The organism is Streptomyces sp. NPDC058579 (genome assembly GCF_042718575.1).
GTDB lineage: Bacteria > Actinomycetota > Actinomycetes > Streptomycetales > Streptomycetaceae > Streptomyces.
This window is the reverse complement of record NZ_JBHXPI010000034.1, coordinates 34,220-49,807: the sequence shown is the minus strand read 5'-3', so window position 1 is coordinate 49,807 and position 15,588 is coordinate 34,220. Positions and strand designations below refer to the sequence as shown.

At 72.5% G+C, this 15,588-nt stretch carries 10 protein-coding genes; 1 reads left to right on the top strand and 9 read right to left on the bottom strand.

Features of this window, described 5'->3' with window-relative positions; all coding sequences use genetic code 11:
- Window positions 1–161 precede the first annotated feature (161 nt).
- The 8 genes from ACFWRO_RS28415 to ACFWRO_RS28380 all read right to left on the bottom strand — a co-directional run bounded on the left by ACFWRO_RS28415 (window position 162) and on the right by ACFWRO_RS28380 (window position 12,685).
- Window positions 162–3,242 (bottom strand): phosphocholine-specific phospholipase C, encoded by a 3,081-nt coding sequence (locus ACFWRO_RS28415; RefSeq protein ID WP_384514717.1) that lies wholly within the window; start codon window positions 3,240–3,242, stop codon window positions 162–164.
- 200 nt (window positions 3,243–3,442) lie between these two features.
- Entirely contained in the window at window positions 3,443–4,627 is a 1,185-nt protein-coding gene (locus tag ACFWRO_RS28410) for a cytochrome P450 (RefSeq protein WP_384514714.1), read from the bottom strand.
- Window positions 4,617–5,327, bottom strand: a complete 711-nt coding sequence (locus ACFWRO_RS28405) for a tRNA-dependent cyclodipeptide synthase (RefSeq protein WP_384514711.1) — start codon at window positions 5,325–5,327, stop codon at window positions 4,617–4,619. Before ACFWRO_RS28405 ends, ACFWRO_RS28410 begins: the two co-directional genes overlap by 11 nt.
- A 288-nt stretch (window positions 5,328–5,615) precedes the next feature.
- Window positions 5,616–7,040 carry a serine hydrolase domain-containing protein gene (locus ACFWRO_RS28400; protein ID WP_384514708.1) on the bottom strand — a complete coding sequence of 475 codons (1,425 nt, stop codon included), beginning with the start codon at window positions 7,038–7,040 and terminating at the stop codon, window positions 5,616–5,618.
- A gap of 139 nt (window positions 7,041–7,179) precedes the next feature.
- Window positions 7,180–7,968 (bottom strand): hypothetical protein, encoded by a 789-nt coding sequence (locus ACFWRO_RS28395; RefSeq protein ID WP_384514705.1) that lies wholly within the window; start codon window positions 7,966–7,968, stop codon window positions 7,180–7,182.
- 173 nt (window positions 7,969–8,141) lie between these two features.
- Window positions 8,142–8,486: a hypothetical protein gene (locus ACFWRO_RS28390; protein ID WP_384514702.1), complete on the bottom strand. Its 345-nt coding sequence runs from the start codon at window positions 8,484–8,486 to the stop codon at window positions 8,142–8,144.
- An 83-nt stretch (window positions 8,487–8,569) separates the two neighbouring features.
- Window positions 8,570–10,093 (bottom strand): carboxylesterase/lipase family protein, encoded by a 1,524-nt coding sequence (locus ACFWRO_RS28385; protein ID WP_384514699.1) that lies wholly within the window; start codon window positions 10,091–10,093, stop codon window positions 8,570–8,572.
- An 81-nt stretch (window positions 10,094–10,174) separates the two neighbouring features.
- Complete coding sequence (locus ACFWRO_RS28380) at window positions 10,175–12,685, bottom strand: SpoIIE family protein phosphatase (RefSeq protein WP_384514696.1); 2,511 nt, start codon at window positions 12,683–12,685, stop codon at window positions 10,175–10,177.
- Window positions 12,686–12,860: 175 nt separating this feature from the next.
- Here ACFWRO_RS28380 and ACFWRO_RS28375 point away from each other — a divergent pair, with 175 nt between their 5' ends.
- Entirely contained in the window at window positions 12,861–14,237 is a 1,377-nt protein-coding gene (locus ACFWRO_RS28375) for an NAD(P)/FAD-dependent oxidoreductase (RefSeq protein WP_384514692.1), read from the top strand.
- Here the strand turns inward: ACFWRO_RS28375 and ACFWRO_RS28370 are convergent.
- Window positions 14,173–15,354, bottom strand: a complete 1,182-nt coding sequence (locus tag ACFWRO_RS28370; protein WP_384514689.1) for a Cmx/CmrA family chloramphenicol efflux MFS transporter — start codon at window positions 15,352–15,354, stop codon at window positions 14,173–14,175. The two genes, ACFWRO_RS28375 and ACFWRO_RS28370, sit on opposite strands and share 65 nt — an antisense overlap.
- Window positions 15,355–15,588: the final 234 nt, after the last annotated feature.

Genomic DNA, 15,588 nt, shown 5'->3' with positions numbered 1-15,588 from the left:
GGCCGACACGCGCGCCCCCACGCCGGGCCCGCCGCGCCGCCGGACGTCGCCGGGGGGGGGTAATTCTGGCCCGGGGCCCCGCCTTCGCCCGCCCTCACCCCCCGCGGGACCCCCGCCGCGGATCTGCGTCCCCGCCGCTGAGCCTGGGCGGTCGTGCCGTCTCAGCCGAGGCGGATGTGGTCCACCGCCCAGTACCAGTTGTTTCCGGCGTCGTACATCCGGAAGCGGAGGGTCACCGTCCTGGCGCCCGCCGGGACGGTGAATTCCTTGGAGACGGCCGTGTTCTCCGCGTCCGGTGAGCCGGGGCCGTAGCTCAGGAGGACCTGCTCCTGGCCGGTGTCGAAGACGGCGCGGACCTCGGCCTTCTGGTTGCCCTCCTGGCGGTAGTGCGAGTCGAGGTCGAGCCGCAGCGTGGTGGTGCCGGCCGGGACGGGGACGGCCGGGGAGACGAGGGTCGAGTCGAACCGGCCCTTGGCCGCGGGCGCTCCGGTGTCGTCCCAGTCGTCCGGGTCGGCGACGGCGACGACGCCCAGGCCCCGGGTGAAGTTCGGGCGGTTCTGGGCGCCGCCCGACCAGGCGCGCCGGGTGTGGAAGGTCCAGCCCTGGAACATGGGTGTGCCCTGCGGCATCGCGGCGGCGTTGACGACCGACCAGCCCTCGGGTGCGGTCGCCGTCCAGCCGAGCACCTGGCCGCGCTTGACGAGCTTGCCGGCGAGCGACTGGAAGTCCTCACCGAGCAGGTGGCCGGTCATGGCGGGGGCGATCCGGGCCTGGATCTCGCCGTCGGCGAGGCGCAGTCCGTCGGCGGCGCGGGCCCGGGCGACGGCGAGCAGCCGGGCCGCGCCGTACGGCTCGGCGTCGGCGGGGGCGGTGACGTCCCAGCTCGCGGTGGATGAGGAGCCGGGCGCCAGGGTCTGCGGCGGGGTGTCGGCGACGGCCTTGACCGTCCAGCCGGCCGGTGCGGCGAACCGGGCCCGGACGTCGTGGAGTTCGACGGGTCCTCGGTTGGTGACCGTTGCCGTGAAGCGGGCCGTGCCGCCGCCTGCGACGACGGGTTCGTCCCCGGCGGCCGTGGTGACCTCGACGGCCAGGGCGTCGGGCAGCCCCATCGCGGGGTCGGTGACACCGGCCTGGCGGTCGGCGAACCGTCCGGCGAAGCGGCGCAGGTAGAGCGGGTCGTCGGCGGCGCTCACGGCGATGTCGTACCAGCGTGCGGCGGGCACGCGCACGGTCACGGTGCGGTCGTCGCGGGCGCCCACGCGGACCTCCTTGACTCCGCCGCCGTACGCGAGGTCGCCGACGAGGACGGTGCGGGCGCGGCGGCCCCGGTTCTTGATCTCGATCTCGATCTCGGGGCGGCGGTCGTCGTGGTCCTCGGAGAGGCGGACCTCCAGCGCGTCGTCGGCGGCGCCGCGCAGGTGCCAGAGGTAGCCGTTGGGGCCGTGGACGCGCAGGTCGTAGCCGTCGGCGGCGGGGCGGCTGCCGGAGAGCTCGGAACGGGCGCCGACGGTGTAGTGGTCGGGCCGGGTGCCGGGCTCGGGGTAGACCTGGAAGACGGCGGCCTGGCGGCCCTTGTTGCGGAAGTCCAGTTCGATCCGGCCGTCGCGGAGCCGGGAGCGGAGGGAGAGGGCGTACGGCACGGGCCGGGCGGGCCGGGTGCCGCGCTGCTGCTTCGGGAAGAACTGCGGGGAGGGCACGGCGATCGACGGCTTCCCGGCGGCGGCCTGGCCCTTGGCCACGTTGCCGCTGGTGTCGGGGAGTTCGGGCCAGTCGATCTCCTCGCCGGAGAAGTCGAAGACGGAGGTCAGGTCGCCGGTGACGGCCCGTCGCCACTCGCTGATCTGCGGCTCGTGGACGCCGAAGCGGCGCTCCAGAAACTTGATGACGGAGGTGTGGTCGAGGACGGCGGAGTCGACCGCACCTCCCCTGGTCCAGGGCGAGACGACGAGCATCGGGACCCGGATGCCGAGGCCCATGGCGTGGGGTCCGGAGACGAGGGTCTCGCCCGCGGGCAGGGTCGTGGACCATTCCAGGGTGCCGTCGGCGGCCTTCACGCGGTAGCGGCCGTCCTGGGCGACGACACGCATCGCGGTGGAGCCGTCGGCCTTCTGGACGCGGACCACGACCTCGCCGTCGACGGACATGGTGGCCTTGCCCCGGTCTGCGGAGAGCGGCGGGACCGGGGGCATGCAGTGGTCGAAGAAGCCGCCGTGCTCGTCGTAGTTGAGGATGAAGACGGTCTTGGCCCAGACGTCCGGGTGGTCGGCGAGGGCCTCGACGAGGCGGGCGGTGAGGTGCTCGCCGTTCGGCGGCGGCCAGCTGGCGTGCTCGGAGAGCGCTTCGGGGGCGACGATCCAGGAGACCTGGGGCAGCCGGTCGGCGGCGATGTCGGCGCGGAAGGCCTCGACGAGCGCGTCGCCCATCTTGTGGCCGTCCTTCTCGTCGGCGGCCGCGCCGACCCGGGCCATGCCCTTGTCGTACAGCGGCTCGCCGGGCTTGGCCTGCTGGAAGGGCTTGAACCAGGCGAGGGCGTTGTCGTCGTAGTTGTCCCGGGCCTGGTACGTCTTCCAGCTGATCCCGGCCTTCTCCAGGCGTTCGGCGTAGGTCGTCCAGGTGTAACCGCCGGGTATGTAGCTGTTGTTGTAGACGACCGTGTCGTCGACGGTGCCGCCGCTCGTGCCCGTCATGAAGTGGTCGCGGTTGGTGTTGGTGTTGCACTGCACCGAGGCGTGGTACTGGTCGCAGACGGTGAACGTGCTGGCCAGGGCGTTGTAGAACGGCATGTCGGCGGGCTCGTAGAAGCCGTGGCCCAGCCAGCCGCTGGAGCGGCCGGTGACGAAGCCGTCGGCGCGGCCGTCGTTCCAGAGCGGGAAGGAGTCGACGAAGCCGAAGGCGGGCGCGCCCTGGCGGTAGGCGTTGGTGTGCGCCGCGTTCATCGCGAAGGGCACCAGATAGCCTTCGGCGCGGGAGGGGTCGGGCTGGTGGAAGACGGACCGGCCGTTGGCGCCGCGGATCGCGGTGCGGTCACCGAGTCCCCGGACGCCGGGCAGGGTGCCGAAGTAGTGGTCGAAGGAACGGTTCTCCTGCATCAGGACGACGACGTGCTCGATGTCCTTCAGCCGGCCGGGCCGGGCGGGGGCGGCGAGCGCCTCGCGGACGCTGAGCGGCAGCGCGCCGAGGACGGCCGCTCCGGCGGCGCCGCCGAGCAGAGTGCGGCGGGAGACGTCGGGGGGCGAGGGCATGGCAGGTGCTCCTTCGGGTGTCGCTTCGGGACCTCGCTTCGGTCCAGACCCGTTATGTGTAGGTGATATGAGGGTCCGGATTCCGCGTCTTCGGTGAACGGCGGACGAACACACTCCGCGCTACTCGGGGGTACGGGAACGCCGTCGCCCCCCGCGGGTGGCCGGGGGCGACGGTTCGGAACGGGCCGGTCAGGCGGTGGTCACCAGGCGACCGGAAGGCGTTCGGGGATGCGCTTCATGAAGCGGGTCCGCCAGACGAGTTGGTCGACCGGGACCGCGAGGTGCAGGTCCGGCATCCGTTCGAGCAGGACCTCCAGGGCGATCTCGGTGTGCTTCTTGCCGAGGGCCGTGGCCGGGCAGTAGTGGCCGCCGCCGCCGAAGGAGAGGTGGGTACCGGCGTTCGGCCGGGTGATGTCCACGGTGTGCGGGTCGGGGAAGACGGCCGGGTCGGTGTTGGCCGCCTCCACCAGGACCAGGAGGAGTTCTCCCTTCCGCACCTCGACGTCCCCGAGCGTGACGTCTTCGAGGGCGAGGCGCGGGAGCCCGTCGGCGATGGACAGGTTGACCCGGAGCAGTTCGTCCACGGCGGAGGACAGATGCTCCGGCTCCTTGCGCAGCCGCTCCCAGACGTCGGGGTTCTGGAGCAGGGAGAAGAGGGCCATGGTGAGGAAGCCCATGGTGGAGATCACGCCCGCGCCGAAGAAGGTGACGCCGACGGTGGCGAGCATCTCGTCGGTCAGGTGGGCGTAGTCGGGATTCCCGCGCAGGGCCGCGAGTTCGGCCATGAGCCCGGTGGTCGCCGGGTCGTCGAGCCGCTCGACCATGTACGCGATGTCACGGTCCCAGTTGAGCCGGGCGCCGGTGACGGGGCAGGCCGAGTTCATGAACGCGATGTCCAGGCTGGCGGCCAGGCGCGGCGCGTCGGACTCGGGGATGCCGAGGATCCGGCAGTGCAGGTGCTCGGCGTACGGGCTGGTGAACCGGGAGCGCAGGTCGACCGGCGCTCCGTAGGCGAGGAGGTCGTCGACCAGCGCGGTGGCGTGGCCGCGCATCCAGTCGGTCAGGCCGTCCGTCTTGGGGTTGATGGCCTTGAGGACGGCCTTGCGCAGTCCGGCGCCGGTGATGTTGCCCATGTTGTTGACCACCTCGGGCGGGATGGTCAGGGCGTACTGCCGGGGCGCGCCGGGCGCCGAGGTGTCCTTGAGCGAGAACCTCGGGTCTTCGAGGACCTGCTTGCAGAGCTCGTAGGACGAGACGAGCCATGCCTCGTCGCCGGCGATCGTACGGACCCGCTTGACCGGTTCGGCGCGCAGGGACTCGATCTCGGGCGGCAGGCGGTCGCCGCGCGCGGAGAACGGGAAGTCGAGGAGCGTGTCAGTGGTCATCGTGGTCTCCGAGCATGGGTGTGACGATGGCGTGGCCCTGGTTGCGGGAGGCGCGCAGTCCGGAGCCCCTGGAGTAGAGGAGTTCGGCCATCGGCAGGAGCTGGTGGTAGCAGTTCAGGGAGGAGGGGACACCGAGGATCGCGGGGGTGTCCAGGAAGAGCGGTGCCTCGGCGCAGATGTACTGGAGGCAGACCTCGCGCTGGCGGGCGGTGGGGGTCTGTCCTTCGAGGACCTTGGAGGAGAGGAACGCCCCGACGAGCCGGTCGCAGGTGGCGAGGAACTCGGCGTCGGTGGCGAGCAGATCGTCCAGGTGTTTGCGCAGGTGCCGGTAGGCCGGGATGTCGAGGAGCGCGGACATGGGGCGCCCTCGGAGCCGTTCACCACCGGGGTCGATGGCGGCGACGGCGTTGTTGACCTTGGCGCGGACGCCGCGGAGGTTCTTGACCGCTTTGCGGCGGGCTTCGTCCGGCGGGTAGCCGAGAGCCTCGTACATGTCGGCGACGTGCAGGTCGGTGTAGATGAGGTCGACCTGTTCGAAGCCGCGGAGTCCCCAGGCGGCGAGGTCGGCCACCCGCTGGGCGGAGAAGTAGCCGTTGCCCGGGGAGATGCCGATGACCGCGTGGTCGCCTTCGGTGTGGATCACTTGGCAGTGCTGCGTGTACGGCTGGACCTTGAAGCTGTCGGTCGCTGTCGTCGTCAAGTGAAGAGATGTCCTTCGGGCCGCTAGTCCCGTCGGGGCCTTGTGCCCCTGGTGTGGCGGCGACGGCATGAAGTTACCGGCGATCTCCACAGAGTGACGATTCTGCGCCTGAGGTGGCTGGATACTTTCGGTACGTGACGTGATTTGACGCACCATCCCGGCAGGGAGCGATGAATTCCGGTCACTCCGGACAGGCTTCACCGCTGACCGGACGCACGGCGACCGGCCTCGCCTGTCCGAAGGCGTCGAAGTCTTCGGAGCGGCGAGGCCGGTGGCCTGGAACGGGCGCTACATAGAGCCGGTGGGTACCCGGCCGAAGACCCGGCCGCCGAGGTCGATTCCGGCGATCGCGCCGTTCTCGTCACGGGAGAAGAAGCCCCGCTGCCCCGCGAGGCCGCCGGCGGTCACGATGAACTCGTCGCCGTCGCCGGGCAGGAGCCCCATGGCGGCCGGCTCGTAGTCCGCGGGCATCTCGAAGTCGGCCGCCGCCCGGATCTCCGGCTTGATCACGGCCCCGAGGGTCAGCCCCGCCGCGTCCGTGCCGACGGTGAGGATCATGCCGTCGTTCTCGTACGCCCCGACGAGGTCCCGCGCCCCCGCCTCGTCGTACGGCAGCGGCTCCGGGTCCTTGTCGACGACGCCCAGGTAGTGCTCCAGGGCCCAGCGGACGGCCGACCGGTTGAACGGGATGCCTTCCGCGCCGGAGTTGGACATGGCGACGACGGCGAAGTTCCGCTCGGGGACGATCACCAGCTCCACGAACTGGCCGTTGGTCGAACCGCCGTGCTCGATCGTCCGCACACCGTCCACCTCGCGCAGGAACCAGCAGATGCCGAAGCCGTCGCCCAGGTTGCTGCCGCGCAGCTCGACCGTCTGCTCGCGCATCCGGTGCAGCACCTCGGTCGGCATCAGCCGCTCGCCGCTCTCCGTACGGCCGTCGCCGATCTGGAACCGCGCCCAGCGCAGGACGTCCGTCGCCGAGGAGGCGAGACCACCGCCGGGGTTGTTGCCCCGGGTGAGCCGCCACTCCCTCGCGACGGCCAGGTCGCCGTCCTCGTCGGGGTTGTGGCCCACGGCGAACCGACGGGTCATGACCTCCGCCGTCCCGAAGAAGCTGTCGGTCAGCCCCAGCGGCTCGAACAGGAGCGAGGCGACGGCCCGCTCGTACGTCAGCCCCGTGACGTTCTCCAGGACGCGGCCGAGCAGGTTGAACGCGGCCTGGCTGTACGAGGCGCGCTCCCCGGGCGCGCCGATGAACTTCAGGTCGGCCATCTTCGCCACGAAGCCGGCCAGGGCGTCGTCGCCGTCACCGGTGTCGACGATGATGTTCCAGTCGAGGCCCGAGGTGTGGTTGAGCAGGTTGAGGACGGTGATCTCGGCCGCGGCCTTCTCGTCGGCGAGGACGAGCTCGGGAACGTACCGGCGCACCGGCGCGTCCAGTTCGATCCGGCCGTCGGCGACCAGCCGCATCAGGGCGGTCGCCGTGAAGGTCTTGCTCGTGGAACCCAGCTGGAAGAGCGTGTCCTTGTCGACCGGCAGCGGGTTGTCCAGGCTCGTCACGCCGTGGCTCGCGAAGGCCTCCCGGCCGTCGGCCCACACACCCACGATGCCACCGGGGATGCTGTGCTTGACGCCCATCTGCTCCACGAACTCGGCCAGCTGGGACGGGGAAGAGGACTGGGCCTGGGACTGCTCGACGCTGTTGGCGCTCATGGCGTGTGCTCCATATCGGGTGTCGTCGTTCTCGATGACCACGACGATGCCCGGGCGCGCTGACAGCGTGCCGACCGCGCGCTGACAGCGGCTGACCGGCGGCGGCCGGTGCTGTCAGCGACGCCACCGCGGCCGGCGGTCAGCCCGCGATCTTGGCCGCCGGTCCCATGACGATGACGGGTTCCTTGGCCGGGTCCAGGGCGAGCAGGAGCTCTCGCATGACGTCGGCGGTGAGGGAGATACAGGCCTGGGTGGGTCCGCCGTGGTCGACGTGGACCCAGACGCCGCCGCCCTTCTCCATGCCCTGCGGCCGCTCCTGGTTCAAGGGGGTGGTGCCCGGGACTCGGTTGTAGTCGATGGCGATCACGTGGTCGAAGGAGCCCTCCAGGGGTTCGCCGAGGAACCCGACGCCCGGGGAGACGAACAGCTCGTCCTCGTCGTAGGGCAGCTTCGAGCCGGGGTCGGGCAGCCTTCCGCCCGCGTCACCGAGCCGGAACACCCCGGTCGGGGAGCGCAGATCGCCGGCCCAGTGGTCGTCGGTCCAGCCGCGCAGGGCGTTGTGCGCGGTCCACGGCCCGCCGGTACGGCGCCACTTCCCCGCCGTGTCCCGCTCGTAGAGAGAGGCCGTGGCCACGGTGGAGTCCTGGGACTCGCCGGTCACGACGAACACCTGGCTCGTGCCGTCCGGGATCCGCGTCAGGGTCGCGGGGCCGACCCCGGGCGGCGCGGCGGGCACCTGCGGCTTGGGGGCGCGCGGTGGGAGGGGCGGGGCCTGCGCCCCGGTGTTCTTGGCGGCGGCCCGGGCGCCGCTCGACGCGTCCGGGGAGGCGGATTGGTCGGACACCTTCAGGTATCCGATGAGCGCGAGGGTCGCGCAGAGCGCGGCGGTCAGCACGCGCGGGCCGGGGCGGACGTTCCTGACATGCATGGGGCGGCATCCTCCGACGCTCGCGGACGGCAATGCCGTGATACGTACCCGATCCGCGCCCGCGCCTGTCGGCAGAGCCGCGCACTCACCCGACCGGTGCAGAGCGGAGGCCGATCGCCCGGGCTACGGTGGCCCGCTGAAGCCCCGTCAGGAGTGCCAGGGTGCCAGGAGTGTCAGGCCGTGGCGGTGGGGGTCTCGTCGAGTTCCCAGGCGTGGCGCTTGAAGTCACGGGCGAAGTCGGGGTGGTCCTCCCAGTTGCGGGCGACTCCGCGCAGGACGTCCCAGTTGTGCTCCAGGGCCTGGTCGATGATGTGGCGGAGCGCCTGGTCGGCGGCCGCCCGCTGCTCGGCGAGGCCCTTGACGGCCGCGGCGGCCTTCACCGTGCCGAGGAGGGCCCGCAGGGCGCGTGAGGTGTCGTCCATGCCGAATCCGTGGTCGCTGCCGTTCGCGGGGTCGAACAGCGGCCGGAGACGGTCCTCGATGAAAGCGGTGATCCGCTCGAAGTGCCGCACGTCCATCGGGTTCTCATCTCCTGCGTCGGGGGCGCGACGGGGGTCGCGTCGGGGTGAGTCGCGTCTGCACCGTCATTATCCCGTGCGCGTCACGGGAGCGACGGCGGGGCCATCCGCGCGCCGCGCCAGAGCGCGTGAGCGGGGATCGGGCCCTCGGTGCGGTCCCGGGGGACGTCCCAGACGTGCACGGTGGGGATGGTCGGGACGTCGAGGTCGGAGGGGCCGGCGAGTGGGGCCCAGCCCGGGTCGCCGGTGGCGGCGAAGGCGGACCAGGCGTCGACCATCCGGCGGGACAGGGCACGGTCGTCGGCGTCGGCGGGGCCTCCGGTCAGGAAGTCGACGCCCGTGGCGTCCAGGGTGCCGAGGGCGAAGGGCACGTCAGCGGCGTGCCAGGCGCGCACCGGGCTGCCGTCGGGCCGGGTACGGCGCCGGTCGAACCGCGACAGGAACGTGCGCCCGCCACCCGCGCGGGCGTGCGCCTCGGCGAGGCGGACGGTGGGCAGGGTGAAGACCGCGTCGCCCGCGAGCGCGAGGAAGACGTCGAGCACCGGCGCTCCGGGCATGAGGGTCCGGTAGGCGGCGACGAGGTCGGAGGGGATGCCGTAGGCGGCGGCGAACCGGGCGAGTCCGTCCTCCGTGGCGACGGGCGGCATGGCTCCCACCTGGCGCATGAGCCAGTACTCCTCGGTGGTGTGGCAGACGAGGAGGTCGACGTGACCGCCGACGGGCGGGCCTTCGAGGGGGTCCCGGTCCAGCAGGACACCGTCGAGTACGGGGCCGTAGAGGACGGTGTCGTAGTGGAGGAATCCGGCCGACGGATCGCCCGCGTACCGTGCCACCACGCGGTCCGATGCCTCCACGAGCTCCTTCGGGGTCGCGGAGAGCAGGCCCTCGGCGGTCGGCGCCGCGCCCGCGGCCTCGGCCACCTCGCGGGCCAAGCGCGCGGCGAACTCCGGCGGGAAGAACGCGTCGGGGACGCTGTGCGCGATGGCGCGGTGGAAGAGTCCTTCGGCTCGCGCGACGCTCATCAGGCAGGCGATCGAGCCGCCGCCCGCGGACTGCCCCGCCACCGTGACGTTGTCCGGGTCGCCGCCGAAGGCCGCGATGTTCTCGCGCACCCACTCCAGCGCGGCGATCTGGTCGAGCAGTCCCCTGTTGTCGGGGAAGCCGGGCACATGGCCGAAGCCCTCGAAGCCGAGGCGGTAGTTGCAGGTCACCACGACCGTGCCGGCTCTGGCCAGGGCGGAGCCGTCGTAGTCGGGCTGGGCTGAGGAACCGAAGGTGTAGGCACCTCCGTGGATCCAGAACAGAACGGGCAGAGGTCCGGAACTCTCCTCCAGTGCCCAGACGTTGAGCGTGAGAACGCCTTCGTCGTCCGGGTTCCAGACCGGGGATCCGGGCAGTTCCGCCGACTGCGGGGCCACCGGGCCGAAGCGGGTGCAGTCCCGCACCTCGTCCCAGGCCGCCGCCGGCCGCGGTGCCCGGAAGCGCCCGGCGCCGAAGGGCGGCGCCGCGTACGGAATGCCCAGCGTGATCCGCAGCCCGTCGGCGACGGCGCCGCGCACCGGGCCCTTGTCCGTCTCGACGGTGTGGTCGGCGACGCCCGTACGCACAGGTGGAACTCCTTCTCGACGCCGTCGGCCCTTCCGCGCGGCAGCACACCCTCGCACGTGCGGCCCGGACCGGACAATCGGTTAAAGATCTTCCAAGGCGGCCGGGTCCAGGGCGGCCCCGAGTGCGGATTCGTCCAGCTCAAGGGGCTGTTCGGCCCAGATGACCTTGCCCTCGGCGGTGTAGCGGGTGCCCCAGCGCCGGGTGAACTGGGAGATCAGGAAGAGCCCTCGGCCGCCCTCGTCGGTGGTGCGGGCGTGGCGCAGGTGCGGCGAGGTGCTGCTGGCGTCGAAGACCTCGCAGATCAGGGTGCGTTCGAGGATGAGGCGCAGCCGGATGGGTCCGGAGGCGTGCCGGATGGCGTTGGTGACGAGTTCGCTGACGACGAGTTCGGTGGTGAAGGCCAGTTCCTCCAGGCCCCAGGCGGCGAGCTGGCGGGCTGCCATCACCCGGGCGCGGGCGACGACGGCAGGGTCGGCGGGCAGGTCCCACAAGGCGACCTGTCCGGCCGCGAGGCCGCGGGTGCGGACCAGGAGGAGGGCAGCGTCGTCGGTGTACGGCCTGCTGGGCGCGAGTTCGTCGACGACGCTGCGGCAGAGTTCGTCGAGCGGCAGGTCCCGGGACTCCAGGACCCGGCGCAGTCCGGCCCGGCCCGCTCCCGGCGCGGCGATCAGTCCGTCGGTGTAGAAGGCGAGGACGCTGCCCTCGGCGAGGGGCAGTTCGACGGACTCGAAGGGGAGCCCGCCGATGCCGAGGGCCGGTCCGGGCGGGAGTTCCGGGAAGGTGACGGTGCCGTCGGGCGCGCGGATCGCCGGTGCCGGGTGGCCGGCGCTCGCCAGGTCGCAGCGGAGGCTGACCGGGTCGTAGACCGCGTAGAGGCAGCTGGCGCCGACGCCCGCGGGGTTGGGTGCGCCGCTCAGGTCCGTCGCGGTGCCCTCGCGGCTGACCTGGACGACGAGGTCGTCGAGGTGCGCGAGGAGTTCCTCGGGCCCGAGGTCCAGGTCGGCGAGGGTGCGTACGGCGGTACGGAGCTGGCCCATGGTGGCGGCGGCCTCGATGCCGTGGCCGAGGACCTCGCCGACGACCAGGGCGACCCTGGCGCCCGACAGCGGGATGACGTCGAACCAGTCGCCGCCGAGGCCGGACAGTTCGTCGGCGGGGCGGTAGAAGGAGGCCGCGTCGACGGCTTCCTGCGCCGGGACGCCGTGCGGGAGCAGGCTGCGCTGGAGCACGAGCGCGGCGGCCTGCTCGCGGGCGTAGCGGCGGGCGTTGTCGAGGCAGACGGCGGCGCGGGCGACGATCTCCTCGGCGAGCCGCAGGTCGTCCTCGTCGAAGGCCTCGTCCCGCCGGGTGCGCAGGAACGTGGCCACGCCGAGGGTGACTCCCCGGGCGAGGATCGGCACGATCACCGCCGTGTGGGGTACGGCGTCGGCCGCCCCGCTCGCCTCGGCCGGGGCCGTCGTCTCGGCCAAGGCGGTCGGGATCGCCGCTTCGCGTGTCTGGGCGTCCAGGTGGGCCGCCCGCCAGGAGCGGCCGTGGGCCAGGGCGTCCATCTGGGGTGAGGACGGCAGGTACCCGGACAGCTGCCCCGGTTCCAGGACCTCCTTCACCCCACCGGTACGTACGTTCTGCGCGCCGCCTCGGACCAGGCGCAGGGCGGTGGCGGCGGCCGTCGGGCCGGGGGACGGCTCGGCGCCTCTCAGGACGGCGTCCAGGAGGTCGACGGCGACGAAGTCGGCCAGGGCGGGGACCGCGACGTCGGCGAGGTCCTGGGCGGTGCCCATGACGTCCAGGCTGCGGCCGATGCGTTCGCTGGCGCGGGCCATGAGGGCGAGGCGGAGCCGGGCGCGGTAGCGGTCGGTGATGTCGACGACGGCGTAACAGACGCCGAGGGCACGGCCGTTGTCGTCGTCGAGCCGGACGAAGGACATGGCGTGGGCGTGGTCCCGGTCGGGGTGGGAACGGGTGCGGCCCACGTGCTCGTACCCGACGACGGGTTCGCCGGTCGCCAGCACCTGGCGCATCTTCGACTCGACGATGTCGGCGTTCATCCCGGGCTGGATCTCCGCGAGGCGCTTGCCGCGCCGCTGCTCGACCGTGCCGCCACCGAAGTGTTCGAGCGCGGTGTTCGACCATACGCACCGGAGCTCGGCGTCGACGAAACAGAGCCCGATGGGCATCTCGGTGACCATGCGCTCCAGGAGCGCGGGGCCCATGGTCCACTGCCGGGACGGCGCCGCGCCCACGGCGACGACGAGCCAGCGGGCCGGTCCCGCCTCCCCCGGCAGGGGCAGGACGGTGACGTCGACGGCGATGGTACGTCCGTCCCGGTGACGCGCGAGCAGGACGCCCGACCAGCCGCCGTCACGCTCCGCGGTCGCCAGGATGTCGGCGAGCCGGTCGCTCTCGTCGCCCGCCAGGAGCGAGCCGACGCGGCGGCCGCCGAGCTCCGCCGCGGGGTAGCCGAGCAGCCGCTCGGCGGCGTAGGGGCGGCCTACGACCGTCCCGCGCTCGTCGAAGAGGAGAACGACGGAATCGGCGACACCGAACACGGCCTCGTGCGCGCTGGTGTCTGGGTCCTCGGGTCTCCCCACGGCCGTCGGCTCCGTTCTCACAGCCCACCCTGCCTGTCCCTTCTATCACAGCATGCCCGGATTGTTACCGTTGGATCCCGTTTCGACATCACTCCTTCGGCGGACAGACCGGGTTCCGGATCGGCCGGAGAGGTTAGTGAGGTCTCAAGGACCGACGACCCTGGAGGCGGGCTCCGTGACTCGACCGAGGATTCTGGTGGTGGGCGCCGGCTTCGCCGGGGTCGGCTGCGTACAGCGTCTTGAGCGGCGGCTCACCGGGCGCGAGGCGCAGATCTCGCTCCTCTCCCCCTTCTCGTACCAGCTCTATCTGCCGCTCCTCCCCCAGGTCGCGTCGGGTGTGCTGACCCCGCAGTCGGTCGCCCTGTCGCTGCGACGCAGCAAGCGGCACCGGACGCGGATCATCCCCGGCGGAGCGGTCGGCGTGGACACCAAGGCGAAGGTCTGCCTGGTACGGACGATCTCGGGCGAAATCATCGACGAGCCGTACGACCACCTGGTGCTCGCGCCCGGCAGTGTGACCCGCACCTTCGACATCCCGGGCCTGAACGAGCACGCGCGGGGCATGAAGACGCTCGCCGAGGCGGCCTACATCCGCGACCACGTCATCGCCCAGCTCGATCTGGCGGACGCGAGCCAGGACGACGCGGAGCGCGCGGCGCGGCTCTGCTTCGTGGTGGTCGGCGGCGGCTACGCGGGGACCGAGACGGCGGCCTGTCTGCAGCTGTTGACCCACAACGCGGTCCAGCGCTATCCGCGCCTCGACCCGGCGCTGATCAAGTGGCATCTGGTGGACCTCGCGCCCAAGCTCATGCCCGAGCTGGGCGACAAGCTGGGCGCCGCCGCGCTCGACATCCTGCGGCGGCGCGGGATCGAGGTCTCGCTCGGCGTGTCGGTGGCCTCCGTGGACGACGAGGCGGTGACGCTCACCGACGGGCGGGTGCTCCCGAGCCGCACGCTGATCTGGACGGCCGGGGTCGCCGCCAGCCCACTGATCGGCACGCTGGAGGCGGAGACGAACCGGGGCCGTCTGGTGGTCGGGCCCGACATGGTGGTGCCGCGTCTCGACGGCGTGCACGCCCTCGGTGACGCCGCCGCCGTACCGGACCTGGCGAAGAACGAACCCGGCGCGATCTGCCCGCCCACGGCGCAGCACGCCATGCGCCAGGGCAAGCAGGTCGCCGACAACCTCGTCGCGATCCTGCGCGGCGAGCCGACGTACCCGTACCACCACCGGGATCTCGGTCTGGTGGTGGACCTGGGCGGGCGGGACGCCGTCTCGAAGCCGTTCGGCATCGAGCTGCACGGCACGCCCGCGCAGGCGGTGGCCCGGGCGTATCACTGGGCGGCGCTGCGGACCAATGTCGCCAAGACCCGGGTGATGACGAACTGGCTGCTCAACGCCGTGGCCGGGGACGACTTCGTCCGTACGGGCTTCCTGTCGTCCCGGTCCGGGACGCTGGCCGACTTCGAGTACACGGACGCGTACCTCACACCCGATCAGGTACGGGCCCACACCGCCGCGCTGCGGGCTCAGGTGTCACCAGGGCCGTGAACAGCGCCAGAACCGTGAGGAGGGCGCTGGTCCACAGGGGCGCGCGATAGCCGTGCCCGGCCGCGAGGACGGCGGCGCCCAGCCACGGTCCGAGGGCCGCGCCCACGTTGAGCGCGGCCACGGCGAAGGCCCCGGCCAGGGTGGGTGCTTGGTCGGTGGCCGTACGGAGCGCGCGGGTGATCAGGGTGGAGCCGACCGTGAACGACAGGGCGCCCAGGGCGAGGACGAGGACGATCGTCGCCGGCGCGCTCCCGGCCGTCAGCGCGAACAGGCTCCAGCCGGCCGCCGCACCCGTGCCGCACACGGCCACGAGCAGGCCGGGGCGGGCGTCGGAGAGGCGGCCCGCAAGGACCACGCCCGCGAAGGAGCCCGCTCCGAACAGGGCGAGGAGGGCGGGGATCCAGCCGGGGGCGAGGCCGGTCACGTCGGTGACGACGGGCGCCAGGTAGGTGAAGCCGCAGAACATGGCGCCGTTCGCGAGGGCGCAGACCAGGAGCGTCACGAGGAGCCGCGGGCTGCGCAGCGCCCGCGCTTCGGACCACGCGTCACGGGGCCGGGAGGTCGGGTCGCCGTCCTCGGCCGGTACCGAGCGGGCGATGGCGAGGAGCGCCGGTACGCAGAGCAGGGCGACGGCCCAGAAGGCGTCGCGCCAGCCCCACAGTTGGCCGAGGAGCGCCCCGCCGGGCACGCCCACGACACAGGCGAGCGTCGTGCCGCCGAGCAGTACGGCGGTCGCCCGGCCCCTGGATTCCGGGCCGACCATGGCGGTCGCGGCGACGAGCGCCACCGCGAGGAATCCGGCGTTGGCGAGGGCGCCGATCACCCGAGTGGCGAGCAGGATCCCGAAGTGCGGGGTGAGGGCGCCGATCACGTGCACGAGCAGGAAGGTGCCGAGGAGGACGGTCAGCGCGGACCGTCGCGACCAGCGCCTGGCCAGGAGCGCCGTCAGGGGCGCGCCGACGATCATTCCGACCGCGAAGGCGGAGGTGAGTGTTCCCGCGAGCGGGATCGACACCTCCAGCTCCGCGGCGATGTCCGGCAGCAGGCCGGAGAGCATGAACTCGGAGGTTCCCTGGGCGAAGACGGCCAGGCCGAGCAGATAGAGGGCGAAGGGCATCGAGAGTCTCCACGATCGAACAGCGGCGTGAGCCGCACCCGGTGCCGGAACAGGGGGTGCGGTGGGCCGGCGCGCGGTCACGCGCGGGCAGGGGAGACGGCCGGTCCGTTGGCCTCGGTCACGCTCACGCCCAGCACGACGGACGGCCCCTCAGGGGCCGCGGTGCTTCAGCGGGTCGACTCGGGAAGCCACCGGAGGGCCGGTGGCCGGAGTCTGTCCGACTCGGGGCTCGAC

What these genes read in the sequence shown, in the direction of transcription:
- ACFWRO_RS28415 (WP_384514717.1), bottom strand. Translation starts at nt 3,242, where the DNA reads ATGCCCTCGCCCCCCGACGTCTCCCGCCGCACTCTGCTCGGCGGCGCC.
- ACFWRO_RS28410 (WP_384514714.1), bottom strand. Translation starts at nt 4,627, where the DNA reads ATGACCACTGACACGCTCCTCGACTTCCCGTTCTCCGCGCGCGGCGAC.
- ACFWRO_RS28400 (WP_384514708.1), bottom strand. Translation starts at nt 7,040, where the DNA reads ATGAGCGCCAACAGCGTCGAGCAGTCCCAGGCCCAGTCCTCTTCCCCG.
- ACFWRO_RS28395 (WP_384514705.1), bottom strand. Translation starts at nt 7,968, where the DNA reads ATGCATGTCAGGAACGTCCGCCCCGGCCCGCGCGTGCTGACCGCCGCG.
- ACFWRO_RS28390 (WP_384514702.1), bottom strand. Translation starts at nt 8,486, where the DNA reads ATGGACGTGCGGCACTTCGAGCGGATCACCGCTTTCATCGAGGACCGT.
- ACFWRO_RS28370 (WP_384514689.1), bottom strand. Translation starts at nt 15,354, where the DNA reads ATGCCCTTCGCCCTCTATCTGCTCGGCCTGGCCGTCTTCGCCCAGGGA.